Here is a 26550-nt window from a genome sequence, read left to right as displayed (position 1 = left end):
CGGCGAAAAAGGTTGGGCTAATCGACTATTCGAGTCTCAGCGGCCCGTCCACCGCGGCGGCCGCTTACCGACGAAGGCACTGATCCCTTCGATCGTGTCCTGGCTGATCAACAGCGCGTCGAGCACGTTCGAGGTCTCGTCGATCGCGTCGTCGGGGTCGTCGATCCGCTCGGCGTCGGCCATCGCCTGGAGCGAGGCCCGCACCGACGTGGGTGAGGCGGCGAGGATCTCCTGCGCCACCTCGCGGGCGACGTCGAGGGCGCGGGTGTGGTCGGCGATGCGGCTGACCAGTCCGATGCGGTAGGCCTCGGCGGTGTCGATGCGACGGCCGGTCAGGATCATGTCGCGTGCCAGTGCCAGCCCGATCGCTCGCGGAAGTCGGACCAATCCGCCTGCGGCCGCGGCCAATCCGACCTTGACCTCGGGTAGTCCGAAGCTCGCCTTCTCGTCGGCGACGATGATGTGGCAGGCCAGCGCGATCTCCAGGCCGCCGCCGAGCGCCACACCGTTGACCGCGGCGATCACCGGTTTGGGGCGGTCGCGCCGTGACGTCAGCCCGCCGAAGCCGTTCTTCGGGACGGCGAGCAGGGCGTCACCGGCCATGTGCGCCAGGTCGTTCCCGGACGAGAACGCCTTGTCGCCGGCACCGGTCAGGATCGCCACCCACAGCTCGGGATCGGCGAAGTACGCGTCGAAGATCTCATCCAGTTCTTCGTTGGCCTTGGGGTTCAGCGCATTCCGCGATTCCGGACGATTGATCGTGACCTCCAGGATGCGACCATCGCGACGAACGTCGATGTGCTCGTACCGATCCCGGAGCGCCGGTTCCCGATGCGGGAACAATTCCGCCATCCGTTCAGCCGAGATCGATACCCGGTTACCGCGGGCGAACGAACGGGCGAAGACGCGAGTGCTGATGGGCTCGTCGGCGGTCGCGAGCAGGTCGATCAGGTCGTCATCACCCTCGGCGGTATTCGCGACGAAGCGGTTACCGTCGTCGAGGCGTCCGACGACGATGCCCCGGCGGCGTCCTTGCTTGTCGGGTTCGGTCAGGGTGTAACTCTCGACGACAGCCGGACCGTCGGCGAGCCGTCGTTCGTGAACCGTTGGTACCGAGTCGAGTTCACGTTGGCGGCCGGCGTCGTCGCCGCGCTGCCAGGGCGCCGGGGTGGCCGAGTACACGCCGACCGAGTACTTGCTCATCAGGCCGCCGTTGGCCGCGACGAGACCGGTGCTGCCCGGTGTGCGGCGGACCCGCTCGACGATCGCGGCGATCGCGTGCATCGAGTAGTTGTTGCCGGCACCGCCGAAGTAGGGCAGGCCGCCGGTGACGGTGAGGCCGCGCGGATCGTCGGCGGCCAGCCCGAATGCGTCGCACACGTTGAACACGGCGATCGGGAAACAGCTGTAGATGTCGAGGACGTCGACGTCGCTCAGGCCGACGGAGGCCATGTCCAATGCCGAGCGCACTGCCGCGATGGATGCCGGACTCGTCGACAGGTCCGGCCGCCGCATCAGCGGGCGTTCACGCAGATCGGCATGACCGTGCAGGAACACCCAGCGGGACTCCTCGATGCCGAGGTCACGGGCGGCGCGCACCGACATGATGACGGTGGCCGCGGCCTGATTGACCTGATCACGGGCGACGAGCAGGCGGGTGTAGGGATCGGCCAGTACCCGATTGCCCGCCGACACGGTGGCGACCTCGTCGACGGTACGGCGCTGCGGCGAGGCGGCATGCGGATTGTCGGCGGCGACCACCGACATCGGCGCGAACAACTCCGCCATCGACCGGGCGTACCCGGAGCGCGACGAGCCGAGACGATGTCGTCGCGCATTCTCCAGCAGCGCGTACTGGGTGATCGGTTCGAGCAGCCCGTGCCGCGCCTCCTGCACCGAGGTCAGGCCGGCGAGCCCGAAGCCACGGTCTTCGTGGGAGCCGGGCACCTGCTCGGTGAAGTCCGGCCGGTCGGCCGCGTCGGCCGACCGCGCATGACGCACCGTCGAGATGACCTCGGCACCGAAGACCACCACGGCGTCGCTGTCGCCGTCGGCGATGCGTTGCGCGAACTCGGTGACCAGCTTTTGCGGGCTCTGACCGCCCACCACCTCGGTGATCGCGCCGGCCGGATTCATCCCGGTCCGGGTGGCGACGGCACGGGGCATGTTGTCGGGGCGTCCCAGCGGCGACGACGACAACGGACTGGACACCTCGAACGACCGCACCGCGGCGACGGTGTCGATCCGCGGCGCGAGGACATCGGCGTCGAGCCCGGAGTCGGCGAGTGCCGCTACGACCGCACGCGCGGCGAGATCGGCCTCGCCGAGCGCGCAGTAGTCGGGATCGTCGAGACGTTCGGAGGCTTGACCGACCCCGACGATGACGGGGGTGGACGGGTCGAGTTCGCTCACGGGCACGTCGTCGCGCATGTGTGTCCTCTCGGACGGGGTTGAGACAGGTCGCCATGATCGTGTCATGCGGCGTCGGGAACGCCGGCGGTCACCCCGCGTCACCGAGCATTCGATACGTCCCTGTCGACAGAGCTCGCCGTCGTCGGAGTACCGGAGGCGGCATCGGGGCGTTACCGGAAATGTCCGAAAACCGCGCGCAAGAAACGTTCAGAGTAACCAAGATCACGGAAATGGAAACGTCTCGGGAAACGGGGGGTGAATTGCGGTGATCGGTGAATTGCGAGGAACTTCATAATGATTCGGTGGTGGTTCCCGGTGACCGCGACGCCATGGCGGTCGGTCGCTGCCGTACCGCTGCCGATGGTGCAGAATTCTCGCAAGAGGTGGGTTCCGTCACGACACCCGGGTGTAACGGGGATGTCGGACGGAGCGAAGACGGAGACAATACCGACACGCGAGACGATGGCCGGCCGAGCTCGTGTGCCGCATAGCAGGTGGCAGCGGACGCCGACGGACCGATGTCCGATACAGCCGTTGTGATCCGAGAGGTGGGCAGGTGAGCGTGGTTCGACGGCGTCATGCGGTCTCCGCGAGTGGTGGTCGGCAGACCTGCCGCCCCGAGGTGGTGGACCGCACGCCGCGACATCCCCTCCGCGTCGCGGTGTGCGGTCCACAGTGTTGCTGCCATGTCGCCGCGGCATCCCCTCCGTGCCGCGGAAACGTAGTCCGTGATCCCCCCGATGTGACGTAGCACCCCCTCGGTGCTGCGTCACGAGCCGCGATGGCTGCGTGCGCCGATCAGTTGTTCTTGTCTCCTTTTTGATCGTGCAGGAACGACTTTAGAGCAACTAATGTCAATCATCGAGTATGAAGATCAGGAGTTTTGACAATCTGTGCCTGATGATTCGTTCACATCGTTAGGCTGGGGAAAGGGTTATCATGCGTGATCTCGATCTGCGACGTCTCCGGATGTTCGTCGAGGTCGTCGAGGCGCCATCGCTGAGAGTGGCAGCGGACCGTCTGTTCATCTCGCAGCAGGCCTTGTCGGCGGCCATCCGGGACCTCGAACGACAACTCGGGGTGCAGTTGTTCTCGCGGTCCCGGCGTTCGTTGACGCCGACGCCGGCGGGTAAGGCCCTCTACGAGGGTGCCGTGCCGCTGTTGGCCGGTGGTGCGCACCTGGCGTCGGAGGTGCGGATGATCGATGCCAGCAATCCCGATCCGTACACGATCGGGCACACTCCCGGGCTGGCGCCGTCGGAGGTCTTCGAGATCATCGAGGGTGCCGTGCTGGCCGATCCGTCACTGCCGATCACGGTGCGGCCGTTGTCACCGTCGGCCATCCGGGAGGAGATCCTCGGCGGCAACATCGACCTCGCGCTGGCGCGTAGCCGCGAGGTGCCGCCCGATCTCGCGGGTGCGACGGCGACTCGGCACAAACTCCGGTTGGCGGTCAATGCCCATCACCCGCTCGCCGCCAATGCGACGTGCGCGATGAAGGATCTCGAGTCCTGCCAGATCGTCGTGTCGGAATTGGAGGAGGACTACGTCAACATGCTCGTGTCCTACTGCCGACGGTCCGGGTTCGAGCCGAAGATCATCGCCTCCACGCTGAGGGGGACGCCGCCGCACATGGCGGTGATCACTCACCCGGAGGCGTGTGCGTTCGTCACCAATCAGCCGGGCTGGCTGTACGGCAATCAGATTCGGATCGTCGAGTTCGACGATCCGCCGATGACCCCGGTGATGGCGCTGTGGCTGCCGAACACGGCGCCGAGGATTCGGAACCTGATCCTCGACGCGGTGGGGGTCAGCGTGGAGACCGAGCTGATCTGAGGCGCTCCGTCTCCACGCTCATGTGGCGATCCTCTGCGACGATCAGTGCCGCGACAGGATCGCGGTGAGGTCCGCCCCGGTCGGCAGCGCGCCGTACTCGAAGGCACGGTCGTCGCCGAGTCGTGCGCCGATGAAGGCGTCGGCGACGGGTGCCGGGGAGAACCGCACCAGTAGTGACGCCTCCAACGCCAGGGCCATCGATTCGACGACCCGTCGAGCGCGGCGTTGGGCGCCGGCGGCATCGAGGGCGGCAAGTTCGCCGAGTTGGGTGCGGAGGGCGTCGAGGTGTGCGTCGAGTACCGGGTTCTCGCCGCGGGCCAGGTTGACCTCGGCGTCGAAGGCGCCGACCGATTCGGGCTCGCGGGTCATCGCGCGCAGGACGTCGAGGGCGATGACGTTTCCTGAGCCCTCCCACACGGCCATCACCGGCTGTTCGCGGTAGCGCATGGCGAGGGGGAAGTCCTCGGTGTAGCCGTTGCCGCCGAGGCATTCGAGCGATTCGTAGGCGTGGTGCGGTCCACGTTTGCAGATCCAGTACTTGGCGACGGCGGTGGCCAGGCGGCGGAAGGCGCGTTCGGCGTCGTCGGAGTCCTCGTCGTGGGCCCGGGCCAGCCGCATCGCGGTGACAGTGGCGGCCTCGGATTCCAGGGCCAGATCGGCGAGGACGGCGGTCATCGCCGGCTGGTCGGCGAGGGTGGCGCCGAACGCGGCGCGGTGGCGGGCATGCCAGAGGGCCTCGGCGACGGATTGCCGCATACCTGCCGCGCTGCCCAGGAGGCAGTCGAGTCGGGTCTGGGCGACCATCTCGATGATGGTGCGCACGCCCCGGCCGGGTTCGCCGACCATCAGTGCCACGGTGCCGTCGAGTTCGATCTCACTCGATGCATTGGACTTGTTGCCCAGCTTGTTCTTCAGGCGTTGGATGCGGAAGACGTTGCGGGTACCGTCGGGCAGCACGCGTGGCAGCAGGAAGCAGGAGAGTCCTTCTCCGCCTGGGCCTTCGGCTTGCGCGAGCACGAGGAAGGCATCCGACATCGGCGCCGAGCAGAACCACTTGTGCCCGGTCAACAGGTATTCGGCGCCCGGTCCGCCGGCACCGACCGGTCGGGCGACGGTGGTGTTGGCCCGAACATCGGAACCGCCCTGCTTCTCGGTCATCGACATGCCGAAGATCGCCGAGGTCTTGTCTGCTGACAGATCCGGAGAGTAGCTGCGCGACAGCGCCTTCGGTACCCACTGCGCGGCCACGTCGGGCTGCAGTTCCAGCGACGGGATCACCGCGTGGGTCATCGAGACCGGGCAGGCGTGGCCCGGTTCGATCTGGCCGAAGAGCATGAAGATCGCGGCCCGGGCGACATGTGACCCGGGTTGCGGGTCGTCCCAGCACCGGGTGTGTGCACCGTGGGCCATCGCGGCGGAGATGATGCGGTGATACGACGGGTGGTACTCGACCTCGTCGATCCGGTGGCCCCAGCGGTCGAAGGTGCGCAGTTCCGGGGTGATGGTGTTGGCCAGGTGTGCGTCATGCTGGAACTGTGCGCTGCCGACGAGGGCGCCGACCTCGGCGAGTTCAGTTGCGGCCCAGGAGGCGTCGTGGCGCGTGACCGACTCCTGCAGGACGGTGTTGAGCTCGTATTCGTTGACGTCGACACGTGGCGTGGACTGATTGAACACCGAGTGCGTGACATGCGGCTGCGGGTGGGTGATCGACGAGGAGGTCATGCCGATGGCCTTTCGATGGTGAGGGGCGAGTCCAGGATCTGTTCGGGGACACCGAGATTGGTGAAGATGACGGTCACCGCGTCGGTGAGGGTGGGGCCGAAGGCGTCGCCGGTGGCCGACTTCTGCACGGCCAGACCGAAAATCGCCGACCAGAACGCCTGGGCCTCCACCTCGATGGAAGTGCGCAGCTGCCAGCCGGTGCGGACCAGCGTCTGCATCAGTGCCTCGGCGCCACGTTCATGCAGTGTGCGCAGGGTGCCCGTGATGTGGTCGCGCAGGTCGGTGCGGCGGGACACCAGCAGCATGGCGGTGGTGAACATCTCGACGCTGCGCGCTTCGGGTCCCAGCAGGGTCGTCACCAGGGTTGCGGCATACTCGCGTACGGTCGCAGCGGCCGACGCCGACTCCTCGGCGTGACGCCCGGCGCGCAGCACCGCGGCGCACGCCACCTCGACGAAGAGTTGCTCCTTGGATCCGAAGTAGTAGGTGACCTGATTCGGAAACGTCTGGGCGCGTTCAGAAATCAATGCGACAGAAGCGGTCTCGCCGTGCTCGCGGAACACCTCGTCGGCGGCGCGCAGCAGGGTCGATCGCGTCGCCTTGCCGCTGGTGCGGGTGGCACGTTTGCGTGGGGTGGGTGTCGCTGTCACCGGGCTCCGAGTTTGTCGGTCGTACAAGTTTGTATGGCCGACAATAACGGGCAGGGGAGTGGGGGTCAACAAGAACAACAACAAAGCGACGACGACGTCGACGCTGCTGATGATTCTCAGCCGCCCGTTCAGGCATCTGGCGGCGTCCCTTCTGGGATGCTGACGGTGTACCCGAGGAAAGGAAGTGGTGACAATGCCGGTCAACGCGCCGATCGTGGTCGCGGTGGACGGATCGGAACAGGCGTCCAATGCGGTGCGGTGGGGTTCGCGTGCCGCGCTCCGGGAGAATCGTCCGTTGCACATCGTGAGCGTTGCGGCGCCGCCGGAGCCGGCCTTCACCCTTGCCGCGGTGTCCGCAGTGCAGTCCGCGGCGGCCGCGGGACGTGCCTTCGCCGAAGCGGCAGTCGAGTTGGCGAAGGGCCTGGCCGAGGACACCGCGGAGGGAATCACCGTCAATGGTGAGGTGATCGAGGGCAGGCCGGCGCTGACGCTTCGTGAGATCTCCAGCCGTGCAAACGCTCTGGTGGTCGGCCGACGGGGTTTGGGTGGTGTCAGGGGGCTGCTCCTTGGCTCGGTCAGTACCGATGTGGCAGCACATGCCGAGTGTCCGGTCGTGGTGGTGTCGGATCGACTGCCATCGAGTGGGCCGGTGGTGGTGGGTGTGGACGGTTCGCCGACGTCGACCGATGCGATCACGCAGGCTTTCGCTCAGGCGGGATACCTCGACACCTCTCTGATTGCGGTTCATGCCTACGGCGGATTCTCGGGCGCCGCGTTCTACGAGTCAGGTGAAGACGTGTTGCGCGAGTTGAACGACGAAGCCCGTGAGACCCTGGGTGCGCGGCTCGCGGGGTATTCCCAGGACTATCCCGACGTCGATGTCGAGACCGTCGTGACATCCGACTCCCCGTCGGACCGCATCACCGAATTGTCGAAGGACGCACAACTCGTGGTGGTCGGTAGCCGTGGGCGCGGCGGATTTCGCGGACTGATGCTGGGTTCGACCAGCCAGGCGGTACTGCATGTCGCGCAGTGTCCCGTGATGGTGGTGCACGGTTCGCGCTAGATACGGTCAGGGCGCTTCGCCCCATTCGTCGACCGTGTTCAACGGCAGGACGACGGGTCGTTCGTTTTCGACAACTCGAGTAGTTGGGCGGGTCGTCGGGGCGTTCGCCGAGGACGAATCCGCCGGAGCGCAAATATAATCGGGATCGCTCAGGGTAGCGGAAGCAATAATTGTTTCTGATCCGCTGAGCCATCCCGGTTATATTGCTTGGCCGCCCGATCCCGCCCCCGAATGCTGATGTACACACGGTGTAAGAGGGCCCTTCGCGGCGTATGTGGACACGAGCGCCCGCCAACACCGCGGTCACATCGATGCCGGATCGGGTGACGCACGACCTCGCCCTGGAATTTCACTGAGTGAAAGCCGTCTATCGACAGGTGTGATCGGTGCCTCGTACCGTCGGGCACACGCAATGCCTCACAGGAAATGGAGACACTCATGAGCACTGTGGCCTCGACGCGGACACAGGTGGCCATCGTCGGTGGCGGGCCGGCAGGGTTGATGCTGTCGCACCTGCTGCACGTCGCGGGAATCGAGAGCGTGGTGGTCGACAACCGCACGATCGAGGCGATCGAAACGACGCATCGCGCCGGAATTCTGGAACGTGACAGCGTGCGCCTCCTCGTCGATTCCGGGGTCTCAGACCGCGTGCTGACCGACGGTCATGAACACGAGGGCATCGATCTGCGCTTCGGCGGGGTGAGTCACCGGATCGACTTCCAGAAGCTGGCCGGGGCGTCGTGCTGGTTGTATCCGCAGACCGACGTCTTCATCGACCTGCATCGGGCACGCCTTCGTGACGGCGGGGATCTGTGCTATGGGGTCACCGACACCGAGGTCGCCGAGGTGGTCGATGGCCCGGTCGTGCGGATGACCGCCGCAGATGGGTCACGACAGCAGATCACCGCCGATCTGGTGGTGGGTGCCGACGGGTCGCGCAGCATCTGCCGCGATCTGGTGGCCCGGCCGCATCGGTATTTCCGGGAGTATCCGTTCGCCTGGTTCGGGGTGATGGTGCAGGCTCCACCGAGTGCTCCAGAGCTGATCTACAACCGCTCCCCGCAGGGGTTCGCGTTGATCAGCCAGCGCACGGAGACGGTGCAGCGCATGTACTTTCAGTGCGATCCGACCGAGAACCCAGCCGCTTGGTCGGACGACCGGATCTGGGATCAGCTCCAGACGCGGCTGTCGGGGCCGGATGGCTTCCGGCTCATCGAAGGACCGGTCATCGAGCGAACGGTGTTGCCCTTCCGGAGTTTCGTCCAGTCGCCGATGCGGCACGGGCGGCTGCTGCTGGCCGGCGATGCGGCCCATACGGTTCCGCCGACCGGCGCCAAGGGCCTGAACCTGGCGTTGGCGGATGTCCGGGTTCTGGCCGACGTCATCGAACGCGCCCTGCGCACCAATGACGCCGACGCACTCGACATCTACACCGAGCGGGCTTTGTCGCGGGTGTGGAAGGCCCAGCACTTCTCGTACTGGATGACGACGATGCTGCACAATGCCGCGGATGCAACGGAATTCGACGAACAACGCCAACTCGGTGAGTTGGAGACGTTGGTGGCCTCCGAGGCCGGCTCCACCTATCTCGCCGAAGGCTACACCGGGTGGCCGCAGCACTGACGCCACCCAGGTCGGCGGCGTGATGTCCTATCAATTTGCTGAGTGAAAGTGGGGAACGTCGATGGCGGGCAACACGAGTGCTCCCGGCCAGACGGTCGCAGCGCGAACTCTCGCCGTGCTGGCCGCATTCGACCGTGACCATCGTTGGTTGACCCTGACCGAGATCGCCGATCGCGCCGATCTGCCGCTACCCACCGCCCATCGACTCGCCCGGGAGTTTGTGAGTTGGGGAGCAACTCGCGCACGCCTCCGGTGAGGTGCGCCGCGCCGTCCTGTCTGATCTGCGGCCGATGACCACACACACCGTCGTCGCGCCCGGCGTGCTGGATCGGCAACTGGACCAAATCCGGCGCCTCGGCTACGCCACCACCACCGAGGAGATGACCCTCGGTGCCTGCTCCATCGCCGTCCCGATCCGCACGGCCGACGACGTCGTCGCCGCGCTCGGCGTCGTGGTGCCCTCCACGTCGGCGACCCAAGGGGGCGTCTCGCGGCTGTCGGCCGGCACCCTTCGGGTCGTCACCTGGCCGGCCGCTTCACCGCCCGCCGCTTCCGGGTCATGGCCGAGTGGGTGGACTCGGAGTTGAGTGCGGGCACCGGCAGCGGAGTGAATTCCCGCGTATCGCTGCGGATTCCGTCGAGGAGGAAGGTCAGGTAGCGCTCATACAACTCGGGTGCCACGTCACGGGTGCTGTTCATGATGGGAGCCATGGCGGACTGGATGAAGGTGACGTCGGTGGGTGCGAAATCGTCGCGGAGGACGCCGGCGTCCTGTGCGCGCCGGACCAGTTCGACGATCAGCGGGGCGATGCGCCGCCGCACGTCGCCGATGCGTTCGTCGCCGAGGGTGGGATCGTCGAGGATCTGATGCAGACCGCGATCGCCGAACTGCATCTTCAGGGTGCGACGTAGGTAATCGGTGAGGGCGATCCAGGGGTCGTCCTCCTCGAGCGCTTCGCGGGCGACGGCCTCGACGGCCTCCAAACGCTCCTCGAAGAGGGTGTCGATGATCTCGTCCTTGTTCGCGAAACGCCGGTACGCAGTGCCCACCCCGACGCCGGCGTGGTGGGCGATGTCGTTGAGGGTGACACCAAGCCCTCTCTCGGCGAACAACTCTCGCGCTGCATCGAGGAGTCGTTCGCGATTGATCGACGCGTCCTTGCGCAACGGTCGTGTGGCGTCATTCGCGGCCATCTGCTCACGGTAGCAGACTAAGCGGATTGACTGTATCCGGTTACGGCGGTACGGTGCTAACCGGATGCGCCTAATCCGTTTACCGGTGGGAGGGCGAGTTCATCCCGAGAGGACACGAAAGATGAAGTACACCAAGAGCGGTGGACAGATAGGGGCTGGACCCGAGGCCTGGTTCACCGGCACGGTCCAGATCGACGGCATCAGCACTCCCGACGAGCAGACGGCGATCAGCTGCGGGCACGTGCGGTTCTCGCCCGGGGCGCGCACCGCGTGGCACCACCATCCGAAGGGGCAAACCCTTTACGTCACCGACGGCATCGGTCTGGTCGCCACCCGCGACGGCGGGGTGCAGGAGATCCGCCCGGGTGATGTGGTCTACATCGAACCGGGCGAAGACCATTGGCACGGAGCCACGCCCGACCGGTTCATGGCGCATGTTGCCATCGCGGAAGCCGACGAGAACGGTGAGGTGGTCACCTGGCTCGATCACGTCACCGACGACGAATACCACGCGTGACGACGAAGGAGCGAAAAGCGATGATTCTCAACGACACCTGCGCCCTCTCCAACGACGTGACGATCCCTAAGCTGGGCTTGGGCACCTGGTTCATCGACGACGACAAGGCCGCCCGGGCGGTGTGCGACGCCGTCGAGGTCGGCTACCGCAACATCGACACAGCGCAGGCCTACGGGAACGAACGCGGTGTCGGGGAGGGCGTCCGCACCTGTGGGGTGGCGCGCGACGATCTGTTCGTCTCGACGAAACTGGCCGCCGAGATCAAGAACTATGACGACGCCGTCGCAGCGATCGACGGTTCGCTGTCCACGATGGGCCTGGAGTACCTCGATCTGATGCTGATCCACAGCCCGCAGCCGTGGGCCGACTTCCGCGGCGGCGACTACGCCGAGGGTAACCGCGAGGCCTGGCGTGCACTCGAAGAGGCTTACACTGCAGGCAAACTCCGGTCGATCGGCGTCTCCAACTTCGAGCAGGGAGATCTCGAGAACATTCTCACCAGCTCCACCGTGGCACCGCACGTCAACCAGATTCTCGTCCATGTCGGCTCCACCCCAAGCGATCTCATCGCCTACTGTGCGAGCAAGGACATTCTGGTCGAAGCCTATTCGCCCATCGCCCACGGGAAGATTCTCGAGAACCCTGAGGTCGCGGCGATGGCCGAGCGGTACGGCGTGAGCGTTGCGCAGCTGTGCATCCGCTACGTCATCGAGTTGGGGACGGTGGCGCTGCCCAAGACCGCCAACCCCGACCACATGCGCAGCAACGCCGACGTCGACTTCACCATCGCCGAGGCGGACATGGACCTGTTGCGTGCCATGCATATTCGGGACTACGGAGATGCCGGTGCGTTCCCGGTGTTCAGGGGAAAGTGAGTTCCTGCCGCCGTCGAGCGAACTCACCTGACGCCGTGGCCTATTCCCCGGGGCATTGCCGCGCGAAGATGGTCGTCGGCCTCGGTCATCGCATACCGCACGGCGAGGACTTGAAAGAGACTTGAAAGGACGGTACGGGGATCACGCGGCCGGTGATCCGGGTGGTCCCGTCAGGTACTGCTCGATCACCGGACCGACCCGTCGGGCGAGCACGTCGATGTCGGCGTCGGCGATGTCGGGGAGGCGGAGGACGTAGCGCATCATCAGGATGCCGAGAATGTGACTGGTGATCAGTGCGATGCGGAGATCCCGCTCGTCGTCGGCGGCCATGTCGCCGAGCACCTGTCGGGCCAGCCCGAAGAAGAAGGTGCGCATCCGTTCGGCCACCGGATCATGGGTGACGGCGATGCGCAGCAGTGCGATACCGCGTTCACGTTGCGGGACGTCGTTCTCCCAGACGGTCAGTACCCGCGTCACGAACTCGGTGCCCAGGCCCGGGTTGTCCACGGTGAGCCCGCGGAAGACGGCGGTCGGATCGATGTCGGGGCGCAGCGCCTCGACGGTCAGGGTGTCCTTGGTGCCGAAGTAGTGGTGAATCAATGCGGCATCGACACCGGCGCGAGAGGCGATGGCGCGCATGGTGGCTCGTTCGAAACCCCGCTCGGCGAAGATCTCGCGGGCCGCGGTCAGGATTGCCGTCCGCGTCTCCGGCCGCGCGGAATCCAAACGTGGTCGGCCTCGTGATCGTGTGCTCATGACATCAGGCGTTCCGGGCGAGAACCAGCATCTTTTCCTCGATGGTGGCCGGAACCGGCGTGATGGTGGCGGCAATTCCCGCCTGATCGAGGATCGCATGGAGGTCGTCGGGGGCGGTGTCGGCGACCCGAATGGACCTGCCGGACAGGATGACCGGGACGTGGGCCGAGTTGAGGGCGGCAAACGCCTGCTGCCAGTCGCCGGTCGTCACCGACACCGCGCGGGTGTCACCGATGATGTCGGCCTCACTGCCGTGTGCGACGAGTTCGCCCGCCGACATCAGCAGCAGTCGGTCGCATTCCTGCGCCTCCTCCATGTAGTGCGTGGTGACGAGAACGCCGGTGCCCCTGTCGGATTCGCCGCGGATGGTGTCCCACAGTCGGGCGCGGGACAGCGCATCCACGCCGGAGGTCGGCTCGTCGAGTACCAGGGCGGCAGGAGAATGGGCGAGCGCGACGAGGAACGCGATGCGTCGTTGCGCACCCAGGGGGAGGTCGCCGACCAGGGTGCCCGCATGGGATCGGAGGTCTTCGGGCAGCGTGGGCGTCGGCACGCCGTACGCTCCGGTGGAGAAGTCGAGATTCTCGGCCACGGTCAGATCCCGGTACAAACCGAGGTTCTGTGGGACATAACCCAATCGGGCGCGGCGCCCTCGATCGGGCGGGCCGTCGAACAGGGTGGTGTTGCCCTCGGTGGGGCGGAGCAGGCCGAGCAGGATGCGGATCAGGGTGGTCTTGCCGGCACCATTGGCGCCGAGGAGCCCGACGACCTCGCCGGGCCGGACGTCCATGGTGACGGTATCGACGGCGGTGAAGTCACCGAATCTCTTGGTCACCGCGGTGGCGCGGATGACGGCGTGCTCGCTCATGTGCTCGCCCCGGACGCCAATTGTCGTTCCAGCGACAGGGAGATGACGATGTCCTCGAGGTCCGGTGTGATGGTGGTCCGCTGCTCGGGGTCGGTGGGTGTCGTTCCGGGCGGCCAGTATTCGTGACGGTCGTGCCCACGCCGCCACGACCATTCCCGTCGCGCGGGTTGCGGTGCGGTGGTGACGGTGCCGGCGAACCCGGCGCGTACTGCGTCGTACGAACCCTGTGCGAGGGTGCGGCCCGCGTCGAGGACGAGGAGTTCGCCGGCGCGTTCGGCCTCGTCGAGGTAGGTGGTCGACATGATGACCGCGGCACCGTCGGCGGCGCTCTCGGAGATCATCCGCCACAGGTCGATTCGGCTCACCGGGTCGACGCCGGTACTGGGTTCGTCGAGGATGATCAGCTGCGGTCGGTGAATCATCGCCATCGACGCGGCGAGTTTGCGGCGCATTCCGCCGGACAGCGCCGAGGCGGGGCGATCGGCGGCGACACCGAGCCCGGCGCGGGTGATCATCTCCTCTCGGCGTTCGGTCAGCGCGTCGCCGGACAGCCCGTAGATGCCGCCGACGAAATCGAGGTTCTGACGCACGGTCAGGGCACTCCAGCTACCCGGGCCGGCAGGCAGAAAGCCCATGGTGGCTTTGTCCGGGGCGATCACCCGTCCGGATGCCGGGATGATCTCCCGGGCGAACGTGCGCAGCAGAGTGGTCTTGCCGGCGCCGTCGCCGCCGACAACCGCGACCACGGTGCCGGGGCGCAGTTCGACGGTCACCTCGTCGAGGGCGGCGGTGTTGCCGAACTGCACGGAAACCGATGTGGCAGAGGCGATCATGACGCATCCTCGGCCGGGGCGCCGGTCGGTCCGGTCTTCGGAGCGCTCGGGGTGTTGGGGGCCTTGGGGGCATTGGGGGCGAGGTCACGGCGGAACCGCAATGTCGCACCGGTGAACACGATGACCGCCATCGCCGCCAGTACCAGGAAAGGTAGCCAGAGTGAGGTGATCGGCGCCCCGCGCAGCATGATGCCCTGAGCGATCATGTTGAAATACGTCAACGGCAGGATGTAGCCGATCCAGCGCACCCCAGCCGCCATCGCGTCAAGTGGAAAGATCATGCCCGACAACAAAATCTGCGGCAACATGAACATGAACGCGGTCTGGATGGCCTGGCCTGTGGTCTGCGACACCGTCGATATGAACACGCCGAGGCCGAGGACGACGAACAGGAAGATCCCGCTGCCGAGGATGAACGCGAAGACGTTGCCGTTGAACGGCACTCCGAACAGCCACATGCCCAGCAGGGTCACGATGGCCATGTCGATCGCGGCGAGCAGGAAGTACGGGGCGATCTTGCCCAGGATCACCTGACTGGGTTTGATCGGCATCACCGCCAACTGTTCCAGGGTGCCCGCTTCGCGTTCGCGGACCAGGCCGATGCTGGTGATGATGGTACCGATGAAGGTGAGGATCAGACCGATCAGCGCCGGCACCATCACCCAGGAGGTCTTGAGGTTCGGGTTGAACAGGACGTCGGTGCTCACCGCGGCGCCGGCCTTGTTGAGGACCGCCACGGTGGACTGGGCCGAGAACAGGTTGGAGCCGTCGATCAATGCCAGGGTGGGGGTCTGGCCGGTGACGAATGCGACGTCAACCTTGTTCTCCTTCAACAGGTTCACCGCATCCTGCTGGGTGTCGCCGGGTTCGACGATGGTGACATCGAAGTAGGACGGCAACGCGGCGGCAGCCTGCTTGGCCTGCGGGCCGACGACCGCCGTTTCCGTCGATCCGACGAAGAAGTTTGCGGCATAACCGAAGATGATCAGCAACAACAGTGGCAGTGCGATCAGCATGGCCAGCGTTCGCGGATCACGCCGGAGTTCGCGGAACTCTTTCAGGATCATTGCGCGCATGGCCTGAGCATAGAACCAGAACCACAAAAAGTCATCAGTTGGTGAATATTTGTCATGCTGTTGTCGTTGCCGGTCGAGTGGGCGGACGCCGGATACGACGCAGTGACCAGGCCGGACTGAGGGACTACGAGAACTCCGACGGGGTCTGCACCCTCCGTCCCGACGAGACCGCGAGCGGAATCCGTTGCAAAGACGGCACATACAGTCACGCGCAGAACGTCGTCGGCGAGGTTCACATCGGACAGCGCGATGGGGGACTGGACTCGGTGACCGTCTGGATCACCTCGCGCAGGATTTCGGGGAGGGGGCGCCACCGCCGCCTCGGCCCAGAAGCCGGTCGCGGGTCGACTTACCGTCGTTGAGTGTCCAGTGGCCGGCACCGGTCGTGAAGGCTCACGCGGTGTCCGCGGCCTGCGCGGAGTCTGCCGCGGCCACCACGTAGGTGTTGCGGCCGGAATGTTTGGCCGCGAGCAGGGCGGTGTCGGCCTGGTTGAGGTACGCGGCGAGGACCGCGTCTGCTCGACCTTTCGGCAACGGCGGCAGCGGATCGACGCAGACGGCACCGATACTCATCGTGACGATGCGTCCGCCCACCAGACCCGATGCCGGAACACTGAGCCGGCGGGCCATCCGCTCCAGCGCGTCGTGACCCAGTTGGGCGGCGATGGCGAACTCGTCCCCGCCGAGGCGGCCGACGACGGCGTCGGGTCCGGCGGTCGACCGGATGCGCTGCGCGAGCCGGGTGAGTACGGCGTCACCCACCGCGTGGCCGTAGCGGTCGTTGATCGACTTGTAGTGGTCGATGTCGATCATCACCACCGCGAACGGTCGGCCGGGCCGCGCGGCCACACCCTCCATCGCGGCGGTGAACCCGCGCCGGTTGAGGACGCCGGTCAACGGATCGGTGGTCGTGTAGGCGAGCTGGATCTGCAGCGCGCGCTTGAAGGACAGCGAGTAGTTGCGCAGCAGCAGCACCAGCCCGTTGGCCGAGGTGAGCGCCACCAGCGCGAGATAGACCACGGTGGCGACGCCGACACCCTGTGCCACCGCGAAGGCTGCCGTGGTGACGATGATCGCGGTGGTGAACACCATGTGGACGATGACGATGCGCAGGTGCACAAAATTCGCGACATACCCGCCGATGACGCCGAACAGCGACGAGGCGGCGAGGACGAGGACGGGACTCTGAAATGTCGCGAGCCCGAACGCCAGACCGACGTCGGCGTAGATGGCGAAACTGTTGTTCAAGCCACGCAGTCGTCCGGACTTGCTCCACCATGCCGTGTCCAGGCTCATCTGACTGACGAGCACGGCGAACGGCACGGTCGACGCGGCGATGATCGCCATGGCGATCATGCGTGGCGGTGACCCCGCCGATCCGTCCGGCGTGAACATGCTCATCGTACCCAGCACACCGCACAGCAAGGTGAGAGCGGCGATTCCGTAGCGGGCCAGGGTCTCGTGTCCGCCCGCGCTCTGCAGGGCGTGGCGTGCGTGTAGGAACGCGGGCTCGCGGTCGACGCCATCGGATGAAGGATCGGGCAAGGGTGACGGTACGGCGGCACCGCCCGATGATCCAGCGGTGGCGGAACGGTGTATCCACATGTGCAGCCCTCCCCAGCGCACATCTGACAACCGACCCCGAACAGTGTCATCGAAGGGTGTTTCCAATAGTGAAGTGTAGCCAACCGGACGTTCGGTGTCGTCGACGGATGCCGGTGGCACGTGGATGGCTAGTCTGTTTCCCGTGAGCAGCGACGGTATCGATCGCGAGTCGGGAGCAGCCGAATCCGTGCGGACGGCAGCGGATCCGATCACGCGGTTGGAAGACGCGCTGGCCGACATGTGGCGCCAGGGTCGCGGTCGGGCCCGGCTGCGCGCCCACGCGATCGATCCGGCGCTCGACCCCTCGTCGTATCCGCTGTTCACGATCCTGGCGCGGCACGATTCCGTGCCGATGTCGCAGCTGGTGACGGCCCTGGAACTCGACAAGTCGACGGTCACCCGGCAGGTCGACGCCGTGGTGCGACTGGGTTTGGTGGAGCGCCATCCCGATCCGGACGATGCCCGGGCCCGCGTCGTGTCGCTGACCGAGGTCGGCCGGCAACGTGTCGATGCCGTCGTCGCGTCGGCGGTGGCCGAGTGGCGTGCGCGTCTGTCGAAATGGGACCCGGACGACATCCGCACTCTCACCGAACTGCTTCGGCGCCTCGAGACCAGCAGCGACTGACGACACCGGGCACGGATCTGCGGTGCCCCCGGGTTGGACCGCGCAGGGAATAGCGACAGATAGTTGCATGTTGCATCTATCGGCTATAAAGTTGCACTAATCAACTAAGTGGTGCGTCCGAGGGGCCACACCTTCTGCGTCGGTGTCACCACCGACGCACTCACACTTCTTCCTCCGCCGACGCGGTGGAGTGAACTGACCGAAATCCAGGGAGGTTTTCGCATGAGTTCGACTGTGTCGCAGAGCGACTCACACGTCGCCGAAGCGCCGTCGCCGATGACGCACCGTCAGCGCCTCGAAGCGCTCGTCGGGCTGCTGCTGGGAATGTTCGTCGCACTCCTGTCATCGACCATCGTGTCCAATGCGCTGCCGACGATCATCACCGATCTGCGCGGCACGCAGGATCAGTACACCTGGGTCGTCACCGCCACCTTGCTGGCGTCGACGGCCACCACCCCGTTGTGGGGCAAACTGTCCGATCTGATCAGCAAGAAACTGCTGGTCCAGGCGGCGTTGACGGTCTTCGTCATCGGGTCGGTCCTGGCCGGACTGTCGCAATCGGTGGGCATGCTCATCGGTTTCCGCGTGGTCCAGGGTCTGGGTCTGGGTGGTCTGCAGGCGCTGGTCGTGATCGTGATCGCGTCGATGTTCAGCCCGCGTGAACGTGGCCGCTACCAGGGGCCGATCGCCGCGGTGATGTCGCTGGCCACCGTCGCCGGCCCACTGATCGGCGGAGTCATCGTCGACACCAGCTGGCTCGGCTGGCGCTGGACCTTCTACGTGTGCGTCCCGCTCGCGGTGATCGCCCTGCTGGTGATCCAGCGGACGCTGAACCTGCCGGTGATCCGGCGCGACGTCACCATCGACTACACCGGTGCCGCGCTGATCGCCGCCGGCGTCAGCACGCTGCTGATCTGGGTCACCCTGGCCGGCAAGAACTTTGACTGGGTGTCGGGCATGTCGTTCGGTCTGGTCGCGCTCGGTGCGATCCTGCTCGCGGTGGCCGTGTTCGTCGAGTCGAAGGCCAAGGACCCGATCATCCCGCTGCGCCTGTTCCGCGACCGCACCATCGCGCTGGCGACCGTCGCCAGCATCGCCGTCGGCGTCGCGCTGTTCGGCAGCGCGGTCTTCCTCGGCCAGTACTTCCAGATCGCCCGCGGCTACTCGCCGACCATCGCCGGCCTGCTGATGCTGCCGATGATCGTCGGATCGATGCTGTCGGCAACCGTGTCGGGCACATTGATCACCCGCTTCGGTCGGTGGAAGGGCTTCATCGTCGCCGGTGCCGCGCTGATGACCGTCGGATTCGGTCTGCTGTCGACCATCGGGGCGCACACCGACATGGTGCTCGTGGGTGCCTACCTGTTCGTCCTCGGCGTCGGCATGGGGATGAGCATGCAGAACCTGGTGCTGGCCGTGCAGAACAACGTCAAGCCCACCGAACTGGGTGTGGCCACCTCGACCATCACCTTCTTCCGCTCCCTCGGTGGTGCCGCGGGTGTGTCCGTCCTCGGTGCGGTGCTGTCCAACCACGTCACCAATCTGATCGCGAAGGGGCTGGGTGCGCTCGGTATCAGCGCGGGAACCGGCGGCGGTACGGCCGGACTGTCCAACCTGAACGAACTGCCCGGCCCGATCGCCGAGATCGTGCGCGGCGCCTACGGCGACGGCACTGCCCGGATCTTCCTGGTGTCGGCCGTGATGGCGGCGATCAGTCTGGTCGCGGTGCTGTTCATCAAGGAGGTCGCCCTGAAGACGGCCAGCGCCCTCGAAGAGCAGGTCGACGAGATCTCCGTGGACGCCGAGGTCGACCAGATCGGCGGTGTTGACGAGATCGACGAGATCGGCGGTGTTGACGAGATCGGCGTCGCCAACGTGCCCGTCGGAGCACCCGCTCGCTGACCCCTCGCCTCCCGCACCCTCAACTCCCACCTGCGTACAATGCATTCCGCGCAGGTGGGAGTTGCGCGTGCAACTCCCCAGCAGTCGATGACGCGGATACCGGACGACCGCGGGGAGGTGCGATGAGCGACGCCGTGGCGGCCGTGGCGCCCGCCTTCGACGATTGGCGGCACTACCCGCCGCTGAACCTCCCGAAGATCCTCGACGTCGCGCTCACCGAGATCGTCGAACACGGCTACGACGCGACCAGCGTCCGGACGATCGCCGCGGCCGTCGGGGTCACCGTCCCCGCGCTGTACTACCACTACGACAACAAGCAGGCGATCCTCGTCGCGCTGTTCGACCACGCGATGGCCACCGTGAGCGCCCACGTGGACGCTGCGCTGGTCGAGGCCGGGACAGACCCGGTCCGGCGGCTGTCGGCGATGGTGGAGGCGATCTCGTTGTATATGGCCAACTATCGCGACCTGGCCTTCCTCGACTCCGAGCACCGCTCGCTCACCGACGACAACAGCAGATGGTATCGCGAACATCGTGACACCATCGACCAGCAGCTGCGCGAGGCGATCGAAGATGGTTGCCGCGCCGGTGTTTTCGCCACCAGGGTGCCCGACTCGGCGCGTCGCGCGATCCTGTCGATGTGTCAGGGAATCGCCGGCTGGTACCGCCCCGACGGTCCCCGGACCCCGGCCGAGACGGCCCGCGACTACGTGCACATCGCCTTGGCGGCCGTCGAATTCTCGTATCCTGCTTGATCTTTCGGAGGGATTCGGCGCTGGTCGAGTGGGCGAGGGGTCCTACCCCGCCGACGCGACCGGTTTCTCCGATACGTGGTGCACCGGGCAGCCGGGGGCGAACGTGCCGAGCTTCTCGATGTCGAAGCCGTTGGGGTAGCTGCGGATTCGTGGCATGTCGCGCACCAGTCGAGGCTTGCGCCGAGACGGCAGGGCAGCCACCAGACGTGCCCGGGCCCGCAGACCCGCCACCGACGCTGCCCGTGCGATCCGACCCGGCCGGCGATAGCGGAATGCGGCGAGCAGCGGTTCGTCCATCACCGATCGGCTGAAGATGTCGATCGCGGGAGCCAGTGGTTTCGGATAGAAGGTCTGCATCAGGCGCATCGTCGAGTCGGCGACCCGCCGGGCGCCCGCGTCGTAGGCGAAGTGCTTCGCCTCGTAGGTGTCCATCAGTCGGGCGAACTGCTCGTAGGTGTCCGGGATTCCGGTGATCGCCATGTGTTTGCCGAGTGTGCGGTAGTAGCGCACGGAGGCGAGGACCTCCTCGTGAGTCATTCGACGCCAACCGAAGTCGTCGATCCACCGTTTGGGGACTACGACGAAGGTGGCCAGGACGTAGAGCATGTCGTCGTTGCTGATGTCGTAGTTGTGGTGCATCTGGTTGATCCGACGGATCGCGGCGCGACCGTTGGGACTCGAGAATCCTTCGAGTAGAGGAACTTCCAGGAGGAGGCCGGTGTCGTCGTAACGTTTCTGGACTCGGCCGGTGAATTCGCCGGTGTCGTCGAGAAGTCGGCCGATGCTCGGAACGGCATAGGTGCGGAACAGAGCGAAGCTCAACGCCTGATTCATGTCCCACGGGAACTCGAAGGTGGTCAGGTTGCGGTAGACGAGTTCGAACTCGGTGTCGGGATCGAGTCCTCCATTGCGATCGATGGTGTACACACGCGCTCCTCACGTCGGGCCGGTGTCGTCGACTATAAGTAGACTTACACTAATGTGCAAGGGGTCACACCAGAGATGTGTCGTGAGGTGATCGACTAGTCGGACGTGGCGGACGGCGTCGTCGACTCCGGGGCCGGCGCGTCGTCGAGTGGTCCGATCGCGCTCTCGACGAAGAGATGGAATCCCTGGTCGAGGGCGTCGTAGGAGCGCAGCGTGCCGCTCTCGTATCCGACCAGCAGGTACATCGAGATGGTGGCGTAGACCTCGGCCTTCGCGTCGTCGCCGAGCACATCGCGGTAGGTCTCGGCGATGAAATCGCGGCGCTCGAGGTCGACCTCCTCCTGAAGTGCCCGCACCTCGGGGTCCTGGGCCGCCCACACGCGAATGGCCGACTCGGAGTCGTGGGGCAGGGTCAGGCCGATGTCCATCAGGACCGCGAGTCGCGCGCGCGGATCGGCCACCTTGCGGGCCTCGGCGATCGGGCGCTGGCTCTTCTCCTTCCGCCAGAAGGTGATGAGAGCGGAGGTGAACTCGGCCCAGTTGTCGAAGGCGTGGTAGAAGCTGCCGGTGGTGGCGTCGGCCCGGGCGCAGACGGCGGCCAGTTTGAGGGCGCCGTACCCGTCCTCGGCGAGAACGGTCAGGCCGGCCTCGAGGAAGCGCACACGCGCGTACCGCGACGGTGTGGATCTGCGCTCGCGGGCCATGGAAGCCGATCCTAGTTCATCGACGGGACCACCCGGATCACCCGTTTCGGCTGGTTGTGCGGTTGTGATTGATCTGGATCACACCTATGTGTTACTACTTAGCGAACGATCAGTCGGTGGTTCCGTGCGGCAATCGGGCCACCAAAGTCGTCACTCCTGGGAGGATCGCCTCATGCCCGAAGCCGTCATCGTCGACGTCGTCCGCCTCGCCTCCGGGAAGGGCAAGCCCGGTGGCGCCCTGTCGGAGACCAAGCCCGTCGAGTTGCTCGCGCACGTGCTGCGCGCGCTCGTCGAGCGCAATGACCTCGACCCCGCCCGCGTCGACGACGTCATCGGCGGATGCGTCGGCCAGGCCGGTGAGCAGGCGCTGAACATCTCGCGCACCGCATTGCTGTCCGCGGGCTTCCCGGAGTCGGTGCCTGCGACCACCGTCGACCGTCAGTGCGGCTCCAGTCAGCAGGCCGCGCACTTCGCCGCGCAGGGCGTCATCGCCGGCGCCTACGACATCGTGATCGCCGCGGGCGTCGAATCGATGAGCCGGGTGCCGATGGGATTCTCCACTGCCGGCCAGAGTCCCTACGGTCCGAGCATCGCCGCCCGATACCCTGATGGTCTTGTCGGCCAGGGTATTTCGGCAGAACTGATCACCGCGAAGTGGAAGCTCGATCGTGAGGCTCTCGATGCCTTTGCGGCGCAGTCACATCGGCGTGCGGCGCAGGCCGCCGCCGACGGCTTCTTCGGTCGGGAGATCCTGCCGATCGACGTCGTCGACGCCGACGGCAACCGCTCGACCCACGCCGTCGACGAAACGGTGCGAGCCACCACCACCGCCGAGGGGCTGGCCGGACTCAAACCGTCCTTCTACAGCGAGCAGTATGCGCAGCGATTTCCCGAGATCGGTTGGCACATCACGCCCGGCAACTCCTCGCCGCTCACCGACGGCGCGTCCGGCGCGTTGATCATGAGCGACGCCATGGCCTCGACGCTGGGTCTGACGCCGCGGGCCCGGTTCCATTCCTTCTCGGTGGCCGGCGACGATCCGGTCTTCATGTTGACCGCGCCGATCCCGGCGACGCACAAGGTGCTTGCCCGGGCCGGCCTGTCGATCGACGACATCGATGCCTACGAGGTCAACGAGGCATTCGCACCCGTACCGCTGGCGTGGGCACACGAGTTCGGTGCCGACCCGGCCAAGCTCAATCCGCGCGGCGGGGCGATCGCACTCGGCCACGCGCTGGGATCGTCGGGAACCCGACTGCTCTCCACGCTCGTCAATCATCTCGAGGCCACCGGCGGCCGTTATGGTCTACAGACCATGTGTGAAGGCGCCGGAATGGCCAACGCCACCATCATCGAACGGATCTGACCCATGAAACGCACCATCTTCGAAACCGAACATGAGCAGTTGCGTGAGAGCGCGCGCGAGTTCCTGGCCCGCGAATGCGCGCCGAACGTCGAGAAGTGGGAGGCCGCGGGGCAGGTCGACCGCGAGGCCTACCGTAAGGCCGGCGACGCCGGACTGCTCGGCTTCAACATCCCCGAGGAGTTCGGTGGCGGTGGAGTCACCGACGACTTCCGTTTCAATGCCGTTGTGGTGGAAGAATTCTCCCGGTTCGGTGGTGCCGCGCCCGGTCTGAGCCTGCAGAATGACGTGCTCGTCCCGTACTTTCTGGACCTGGCCAACGACGAGCAGAAGGCCCGGTGGATGCCCGGAATGGCCACCGGCGAAACGATTCTCGCCGTCGCCATGACCGAACCCGGTGCCGGAAGCGACCTGGCCGGTATCAAGACCTCGGCACGCGACGAAGGCGATCACTACGTCCTCAACGGATCGAAGACCTTCATCTCGGCCGGCATCAACTCCGACCTCGTTGTCGTGGTGTGCCGCACCAATCCGGATCCGGCCGCCGGTCACAAGGCCTTCTCGCTGCTCGTCGTCGAACGCGACATGGAGGGCTTCGAGCGCGGACGCAAGCTCGACAAGATGGGCCTCAAGGCCCAGGACACCGCCGAACTGCAGTTCACCGATGTCCGTGTGCCCAAGGAGAATCTGCTCGGTGTCGAGGGCCGCGGCTTCTATCACCTGATGCAGAACCTGCCCTCGGAGCGGTTGTCGATCGCCGTCGGTGCCACCGCCGGTGCCCGAGGGGTCTTCGAGGAGACCCTGCAGTACACCAAGGACCGCAAGGCATTCGGCAAGCCGATCGGCTCGTTCCAGGCCAACCGCTTCTACCTTGCCGAGATGTCGACCGAACTCGACATCGCCGAGCAGTACATCGACCGCTGCCTGCGCGCGGTGCTCGACGACGACCTGACCGCGGTCGACGCCGCCAAAGCCAAGTGGTGGTGCACCGAAACCGCCAAGAAGGTCATCGACCGCTGCGTGCAGCTGCACGGCGGCTACGGGTACATGAACGAGTACAAGGTCGCCCGGGCCTACACCGATTCCCGTATCCAGACCATCTTCGGTGGCACCACCGAGATCATGAAGGACCTCATCGGCCGCGACATGGGGCTGTAGTAGACCCGCGCCGTCGACGAAAACCCGCGGAAGAATGTGCTTCCGCGGGTTTCTTCGTCTTCGGCCGAGAGTTTCCGGCCGGGGAATCGGAAAGTGGGGGAGGAGTGTTCGTCCCCCACTTCCGCCATCCCTCGCTTCGGTCACCGCCGACCGACTACCCGCAGCAGTGCTTGGCCGTGCTGGGCGGCACGTTCATCACCGGGCACTTGTCGGTGAAGTTGTAGGGCTTCAACGTGAATCCGGCGTAGTCGACCGGCATGATCGGCCAGTCCTCGGTACGCGGGAAGTGGGTGATCCCGAAGGTGTGCCACACCACGATGTCCTCGCCGTCGAGGGGGCGATCGGCCGAGAGATAGGCGGGTAGGCCGTCCGTGCCCGAGCTCTGGTTGACGAAATCGCCTGCCGCATAACGTTCCGACGCATCGTAGGCGCTCACCCACACCTGATTGGTGGTGAATGCGGCCCGCTTGGCGATCGATGACGCGGGGTCGGCGAGCAGCATCGGGGTCTGATGGGCGTGAAGTGCGTACGCCGGGTGGTGACCCATCCGGCCGGTCTTCTCGGTGTTGACGATGTGCCAGGTGCGGCCCGCCGCCGCATTGGCCTGCCGCACTCCGTCGGCCTCGGAGCTGATACGGGTGGTCTGCGCGGTGAACGCGTTACCCCACGGATTGCCCTCTCCCATCGGCACACTCACCGCGTCGATCTCGTCGACGGCGTTGGTCACGCCGTCGACGGTCATGTCCAGGCGTGCGCTGAACAGGTGCTGGTGATAGGGCAGACCCAGACCGGGCGCGACGTGGCTCTGGTAATCCGACCCCTCCTCCGGGTAGGCGGCGGTGAAGGCCATGCCGGTGAGCTTCGCCTCGAGTTCGATGGTGCCGTCGAGGTAGAGGTACCAGTAGAAGCCGTAGTCGTAGTTGCCGACGGTGGTGAAGAAGCTGATCACCAGGCGGCGCTGACGCCGCATCTCACTCATGCCGGTGAAGATGTCGGTGTGCTTCCACAGCGTGCCGTAATCCTCTTCATGCATGCAGATCGCATTGGTGATCGTGCGGGGCGAGCCCTGCTCGTCGGCGAGGGTGGCGTCGAAGTAGTAGATCTCGCCGAGGCAGTCACAGCCCAGGGTCAGTGAGTTCGTGTAGCGCCCGTAGACGTACTCGCCGGTGTCGAAGTAGTTCTGCCAGTAGCGGTTCGGTGACGGATCGCCGTACGGCACCACCATCTCGTTGATCGACGCGCGGTAGGCCACGTCGCGATTCTGATACTGCAGGTTGCGCAGGATCAGTCCCTCGCGGGCGTCGAAGGAGATGTCGAGGGACCAGTTGGTCCAGTCGATGTGCTCCCCGGTGACGGTGAAACTCGGCCCCTCGGGCTGGGTGATGTCGATCGGCTTGAGGCCCTGCAACGGCTCTCCGGCGATCTCGGTGGTGTCGAAGTTCCCCGATTCGGCGGGAACGTCGAAGATCCGGTAGTCGACGATGTCGATGATCTCGCGGTTCACGATGTCGACGTAGGCGCACAATCCGTCGACGGGATGGGCCCAGGGCAGGTCCCTCTCGTGCTCCTGGACGAAAGCGAAGGAACGAATGATTCGGCGGCCCTTCTCATTCGGGTTGTCGTACGTACCCGCCGACAGCGGCACGGCGACCGTCGTGGCCGGGTCGACGCCGCGTGCCCGCAGCGCCTCACCCCAGCGGGGTTCGGTCGCGAGGAACTCCGACACGATCGCGAATTCCTCGTCGAGGATGGGGAGTTGGCCCACCTCGGGATCGACCGGGGTGCTGGCCACGAGACTCCCGTCGGTCAGCGACACCAGATTGTCGGTGGCTGCACCGGATACGATGTCCAGCAGCATGATCCGGGCACGGCGCTGAATTGCCGGGCCGTTGCCGGAGCGGTGCGCCAGCACGGCGGCCTTGTCCGGTTCGTCGAGTCCGACGTAGACGAAGCGGGTCGTGGTGGTGACGAGTCCGGCGCCGTTGAGGATGTCGCGGGCGGCGGTGATCTCGTCGGCAGTGAGGCTGCCCAGTACCGGGGCGGTGACGGTCTCGGGGGCGATGGTCATGGTGTTCCTCTCAAT

24 protein-coding genes are annotated in these 26550 nt (G+C 66.0%); 12 read left to right on the top strand and 12 right to left on the bottom strand.

Annotation, left to right across the window (positions count from 1 at the left end):
- Positions 1 to 36 precede the first annotated feature (36 nt).
- Positions 37 to 2430 (bottom strand): acetyl-CoA acetyltransferase, encoded by a 2394-nt coding sequence (locus ACWETB_RS17130; RefSeq protein WP_452212438.1) that lies wholly within the window; start codon positions 2428 to 2430, stop codon positions 37 to 39.
- A gap of 921 nt (positions 2431 to 3351) precedes the next feature.
- On the opposite strand from ACWETB_RS17130, the gene ACWETB_RS17125 reads away from it, so the two are divergent.
- Positions 3352 to 4248, top strand: coding sequence for a LysR family transcriptional regulator (locus ACWETB_RS17125; RefSeq protein ID WP_452212436.1), 897 nt, complete (start codon positions 3352 to 3354; stop codon positions 4246 to 4248).
- 42 nt (positions 4249 to 4290) lie between these two features.
- Here ACWETB_RS17125 and ACWETB_RS17120 read toward each other — a convergent pair whose 3' ends face one another.
- The gene (locus ACWETB_RS17120; protein ID WP_452212434.1) at positions 4291 to 5970 is read right to left on the bottom strand and encodes an acyl-CoA dehydrogenase family protein; all 1680 of its coding nucleotides are present in this window, start codon (positions 5968 to 5970) and stop codon (positions 4291 to 4293) included.
- The gene (locus ACWETB_RS17115) at positions 5967 to 6620 is read right to left on the bottom strand and encodes a TetR/AcrR family transcriptional regulator C-terminal domain-containing protein (protein ID WP_449741783.1); all 654 of its coding nucleotides are present in this window, start codon (positions 6618 to 6620) and stop codon (positions 5967 to 5969) included. Before ACWETB_RS17115 ends, ACWETB_RS17120 begins: the two co-directional genes overlap by 4 nt.
- A gap of 193 nt (positions 6621 to 6813) precedes the next feature.
- Between ACWETB_RS17115 and ACWETB_RS17110 the strand changes: the two genes are divergently transcribed.
- From ACWETB_RS17110 to ACWETB_RS17095, 4 genes are all read left to right on the top strand, one after another.
- A complete protein-coding gene (locus tag ACWETB_RS17110; protein ID WP_452212469.1) occupies positions 6814 to 7686 on the top strand; it encodes a universal stress protein in 873 nt (290 codons plus the stop codon).
- 438 nt (positions 7687 to 8124) lie between these two features.
- Positions 8125 to 9309, top strand: a complete 1185-nt coding sequence (locus tag ACWETB_RS17105) for a 4-hydroxybenzoate 3-monooxygenase (RefSeq protein WP_452212432.1) — start codon at positions 8125 to 8127, stop codon at positions 9307 to 9309.
- Positions 9310 to 9370: 61 nt separating this feature from the next.
- Entirely contained in the window at positions 9371 to 9565 is a 195-nt protein-coding gene (locus ACWETB_RS17100; RefSeq protein ID WP_449741781.1) for a helix-turn-helix domain-containing protein, read from the top strand.
- A gap of 34 nt (positions 9566 to 9599) precedes the next feature.
- Positions 9600 to 9896 (top strand): IclR family transcriptional regulator domain-containing protein, encoded by a 297-nt coding sequence (locus tag ACWETB_RS17095; RefSeq protein ID WP_449741780.1) that lies wholly within the window; start codon positions 9600 to 9602, stop codon positions 9894 to 9896.
- Here the strand turns inward: ACWETB_RS17095 and ACWETB_RS17090 are convergent.
- Positions 9829 to 10503, bottom strand: a complete 675-nt coding sequence (locus ACWETB_RS17090; RefSeq protein ID WP_449741779.1) for a TetR/AcrR family transcriptional regulator — start codon at positions 10501 to 10503, stop codon at positions 9829 to 9831. The two genes, ACWETB_RS17095 and ACWETB_RS17090, sit on opposite strands and share 68 nt — an antisense overlap.
- Positions 10504 to 10624: 121 nt before the next feature.
- On the opposite strand from ACWETB_RS17090, the gene ACWETB_RS17085 reads away from it, so the two are divergent.
- Both ACWETB_RS17085 and ACWETB_RS17080 read left to right on the top strand, forming a co-directional pair.
- Positions 10625 to 11020 (top strand): (R)-mandelonitrile lyase, encoded by a 396-nt coding sequence (locus tag ACWETB_RS17085; RefSeq protein WP_452212429.1) that lies wholly within the window; start codon positions 10625 to 10627, stop codon positions 11018 to 11020.
- Between the two features lie 20 nt (positions 11021 to 11040).
- The gene (locus ACWETB_RS17080; protein ID WP_449741777.1) at positions 11041 to 11895 is read left to right on the top strand and encodes an aldo/keto reductase; all 855 of its coding nucleotides are present in this window, start codon (positions 11041 to 11043) and stop codon (positions 11893 to 11895) included.
- Between the two features lie 141 nt (positions 11896 to 12036).
- Here ACWETB_RS17080 and ACWETB_RS17075 read toward each other — a convergent pair whose 3' ends face one another.
- The 5 genes from ACWETB_RS17075 to ACWETB_RS17055 form a co-directional block, all read right to left on the bottom strand.
- On the bottom strand, positions 12037 to 12651 hold the full coding sequence (locus ACWETB_RS17075; RefSeq protein ID WP_452212427.1) for a TetR/AcrR family transcriptional regulator: 615 nt from the start codon (positions 12649 to 12651) through the stop codon (positions 12037 to 12039).
- Between the two features lie 4 nt (positions 12652 to 12655).
- Complete coding sequence (locus ACWETB_RS17070) at positions 12656 to 13519, bottom strand: ABC transporter ATP-binding protein (protein ID WP_449741775.1); 864 nt, start codon at positions 13517 to 13519, stop codon at positions 12656 to 12658.
- Positions 13516 to 14352 (bottom strand): ABC transporter ATP-binding protein, encoded by an 837-nt coding sequence (locus ACWETB_RS17065; protein WP_449741774.1) that lies wholly within the window; start codon positions 14350 to 14352, stop codon positions 13516 to 13518. Before ACWETB_RS17065 ends, ACWETB_RS17070 begins: the two co-directional genes overlap by 4 nt.
- Entirely contained in the window at positions 14349 to 15428 is a 1080-nt protein-coding gene (locus ACWETB_RS17060) for an ABC transporter permease (RefSeq protein ID WP_449741773.1), read from the bottom strand. Before ACWETB_RS17060 ends, ACWETB_RS17065 begins: the two co-directional genes overlap by 4 nt.
- Before the next feature lie 393 nt (positions 15429 to 15821).
- Complete coding sequence (locus ACWETB_RS17055) at positions 15822 to 16973, bottom strand: diguanylate cyclase (protein ID WP_449741772.1); 1152 nt, start codon at positions 16971 to 16973, stop codon at positions 15822 to 15824.
- 298 nt (positions 16974 to 17271) lie between these two features.
- Here ACWETB_RS17055 and ACWETB_RS17050 point away from each other — a divergent pair, with 298 nt between their 5' ends.
- From ACWETB_RS17050 to ACWETB_RS17040, 3 genes are all read left to right on the top strand, one after another.
- A complete protein-coding gene (locus ACWETB_RS17050; protein WP_449741902.1) occupies positions 17272 to 17658 on the top strand; it encodes a MarR family winged helix-turn-helix transcriptional regulator in 387 nt (128 codons plus the stop codon).
- A gap of 276 nt (positions 17659 to 17934) precedes the next feature.
- A complete protein-coding gene (locus ACWETB_RS17045; RefSeq protein WP_452212466.1) occupies positions 17935 to 19560 on the top strand; it encodes an MFS transporter in 1626 nt (541 codons plus the stop codon).
- A 122-nt stretch (positions 19561 to 19682) separates the two neighbouring features.
- Positions 19683 to 20315 (top strand): TetR/AcrR family transcriptional regulator, encoded by a 633-nt coding sequence (locus ACWETB_RS17040; protein WP_449741771.1) that lies wholly within the window; start codon positions 19683 to 19685, stop codon positions 20313 to 20315.
- Positions 20316 to 20357: 42 nt separating this feature from the next.
- On the opposite strand, the gene ACWETB_RS17035 is transcribed toward ACWETB_RS17040, so the two are convergent.
- A complete protein-coding gene (locus tag ACWETB_RS17035; RefSeq protein ID WP_449741770.1) occupies positions 20358 to 21242 on the bottom strand; it encodes an oxygenase MpaB family protein in 885 nt (294 codons plus the stop codon).
- A gap of 95 nt (positions 21243 to 21337) precedes the next feature.
- Positions 21338 to 21946, bottom strand: coding sequence for a TetR/AcrR family transcriptional regulator (locus ACWETB_RS17030; RefSeq protein WP_348807032.1), 609 nt, complete (start codon positions 21944 to 21946; stop codon positions 21338 to 21340).
- 172 nt (positions 21947 to 22118) lie between these two features.
- On the opposite strand from ACWETB_RS17030, the gene ACWETB_RS17025 reads away from it, so the two are divergent.
- Together ACWETB_RS17025 and ACWETB_RS17020 are read left to right on the top strand one after the other, a co-directional pair.
- Positions 22119 to 23312, top strand: coding sequence for a thiolase family protein (locus ACWETB_RS17025; protein ID WP_452212423.1), 1194 nt, complete (start codon positions 22119 to 22121; stop codon positions 23310 to 23312).
- A 3-nt stretch (positions 23313 to 23315) separates the two neighbouring features.
- Positions 23316 to 24467, top strand: a complete 1152-nt coding sequence (locus ACWETB_RS17020) for an acyl-CoA dehydrogenase family protein (protein ID WP_348809910.1) — start codon at positions 23316 to 23318, stop codon at positions 24465 to 24467.
- A gap of 154 nt (positions 24468 to 24621) precedes the next feature.
- Here ACWETB_RS17020 and ACWETB_RS17015 read toward each other — a convergent pair whose 3' ends face one another.
- Positions 24622 to 26535: a primary-amine oxidase gene (locus ACWETB_RS17015; protein ID WP_348809911.1), complete on the bottom strand. Its 1914-nt coding sequence runs from the start codon at positions 26533 to 26535 to the stop codon at positions 24622 to 24624.
- Between the last annotated feature and the right edge of the window lie 15 nt (positions 26536 to 26550).

The sequence above is a fragment of the Gordonia sp. NPDC003950 genome, assembly GCF_053605205.1.
This window is presented reverse-complemented; position numbering and strand designations above follow the sequence as displayed.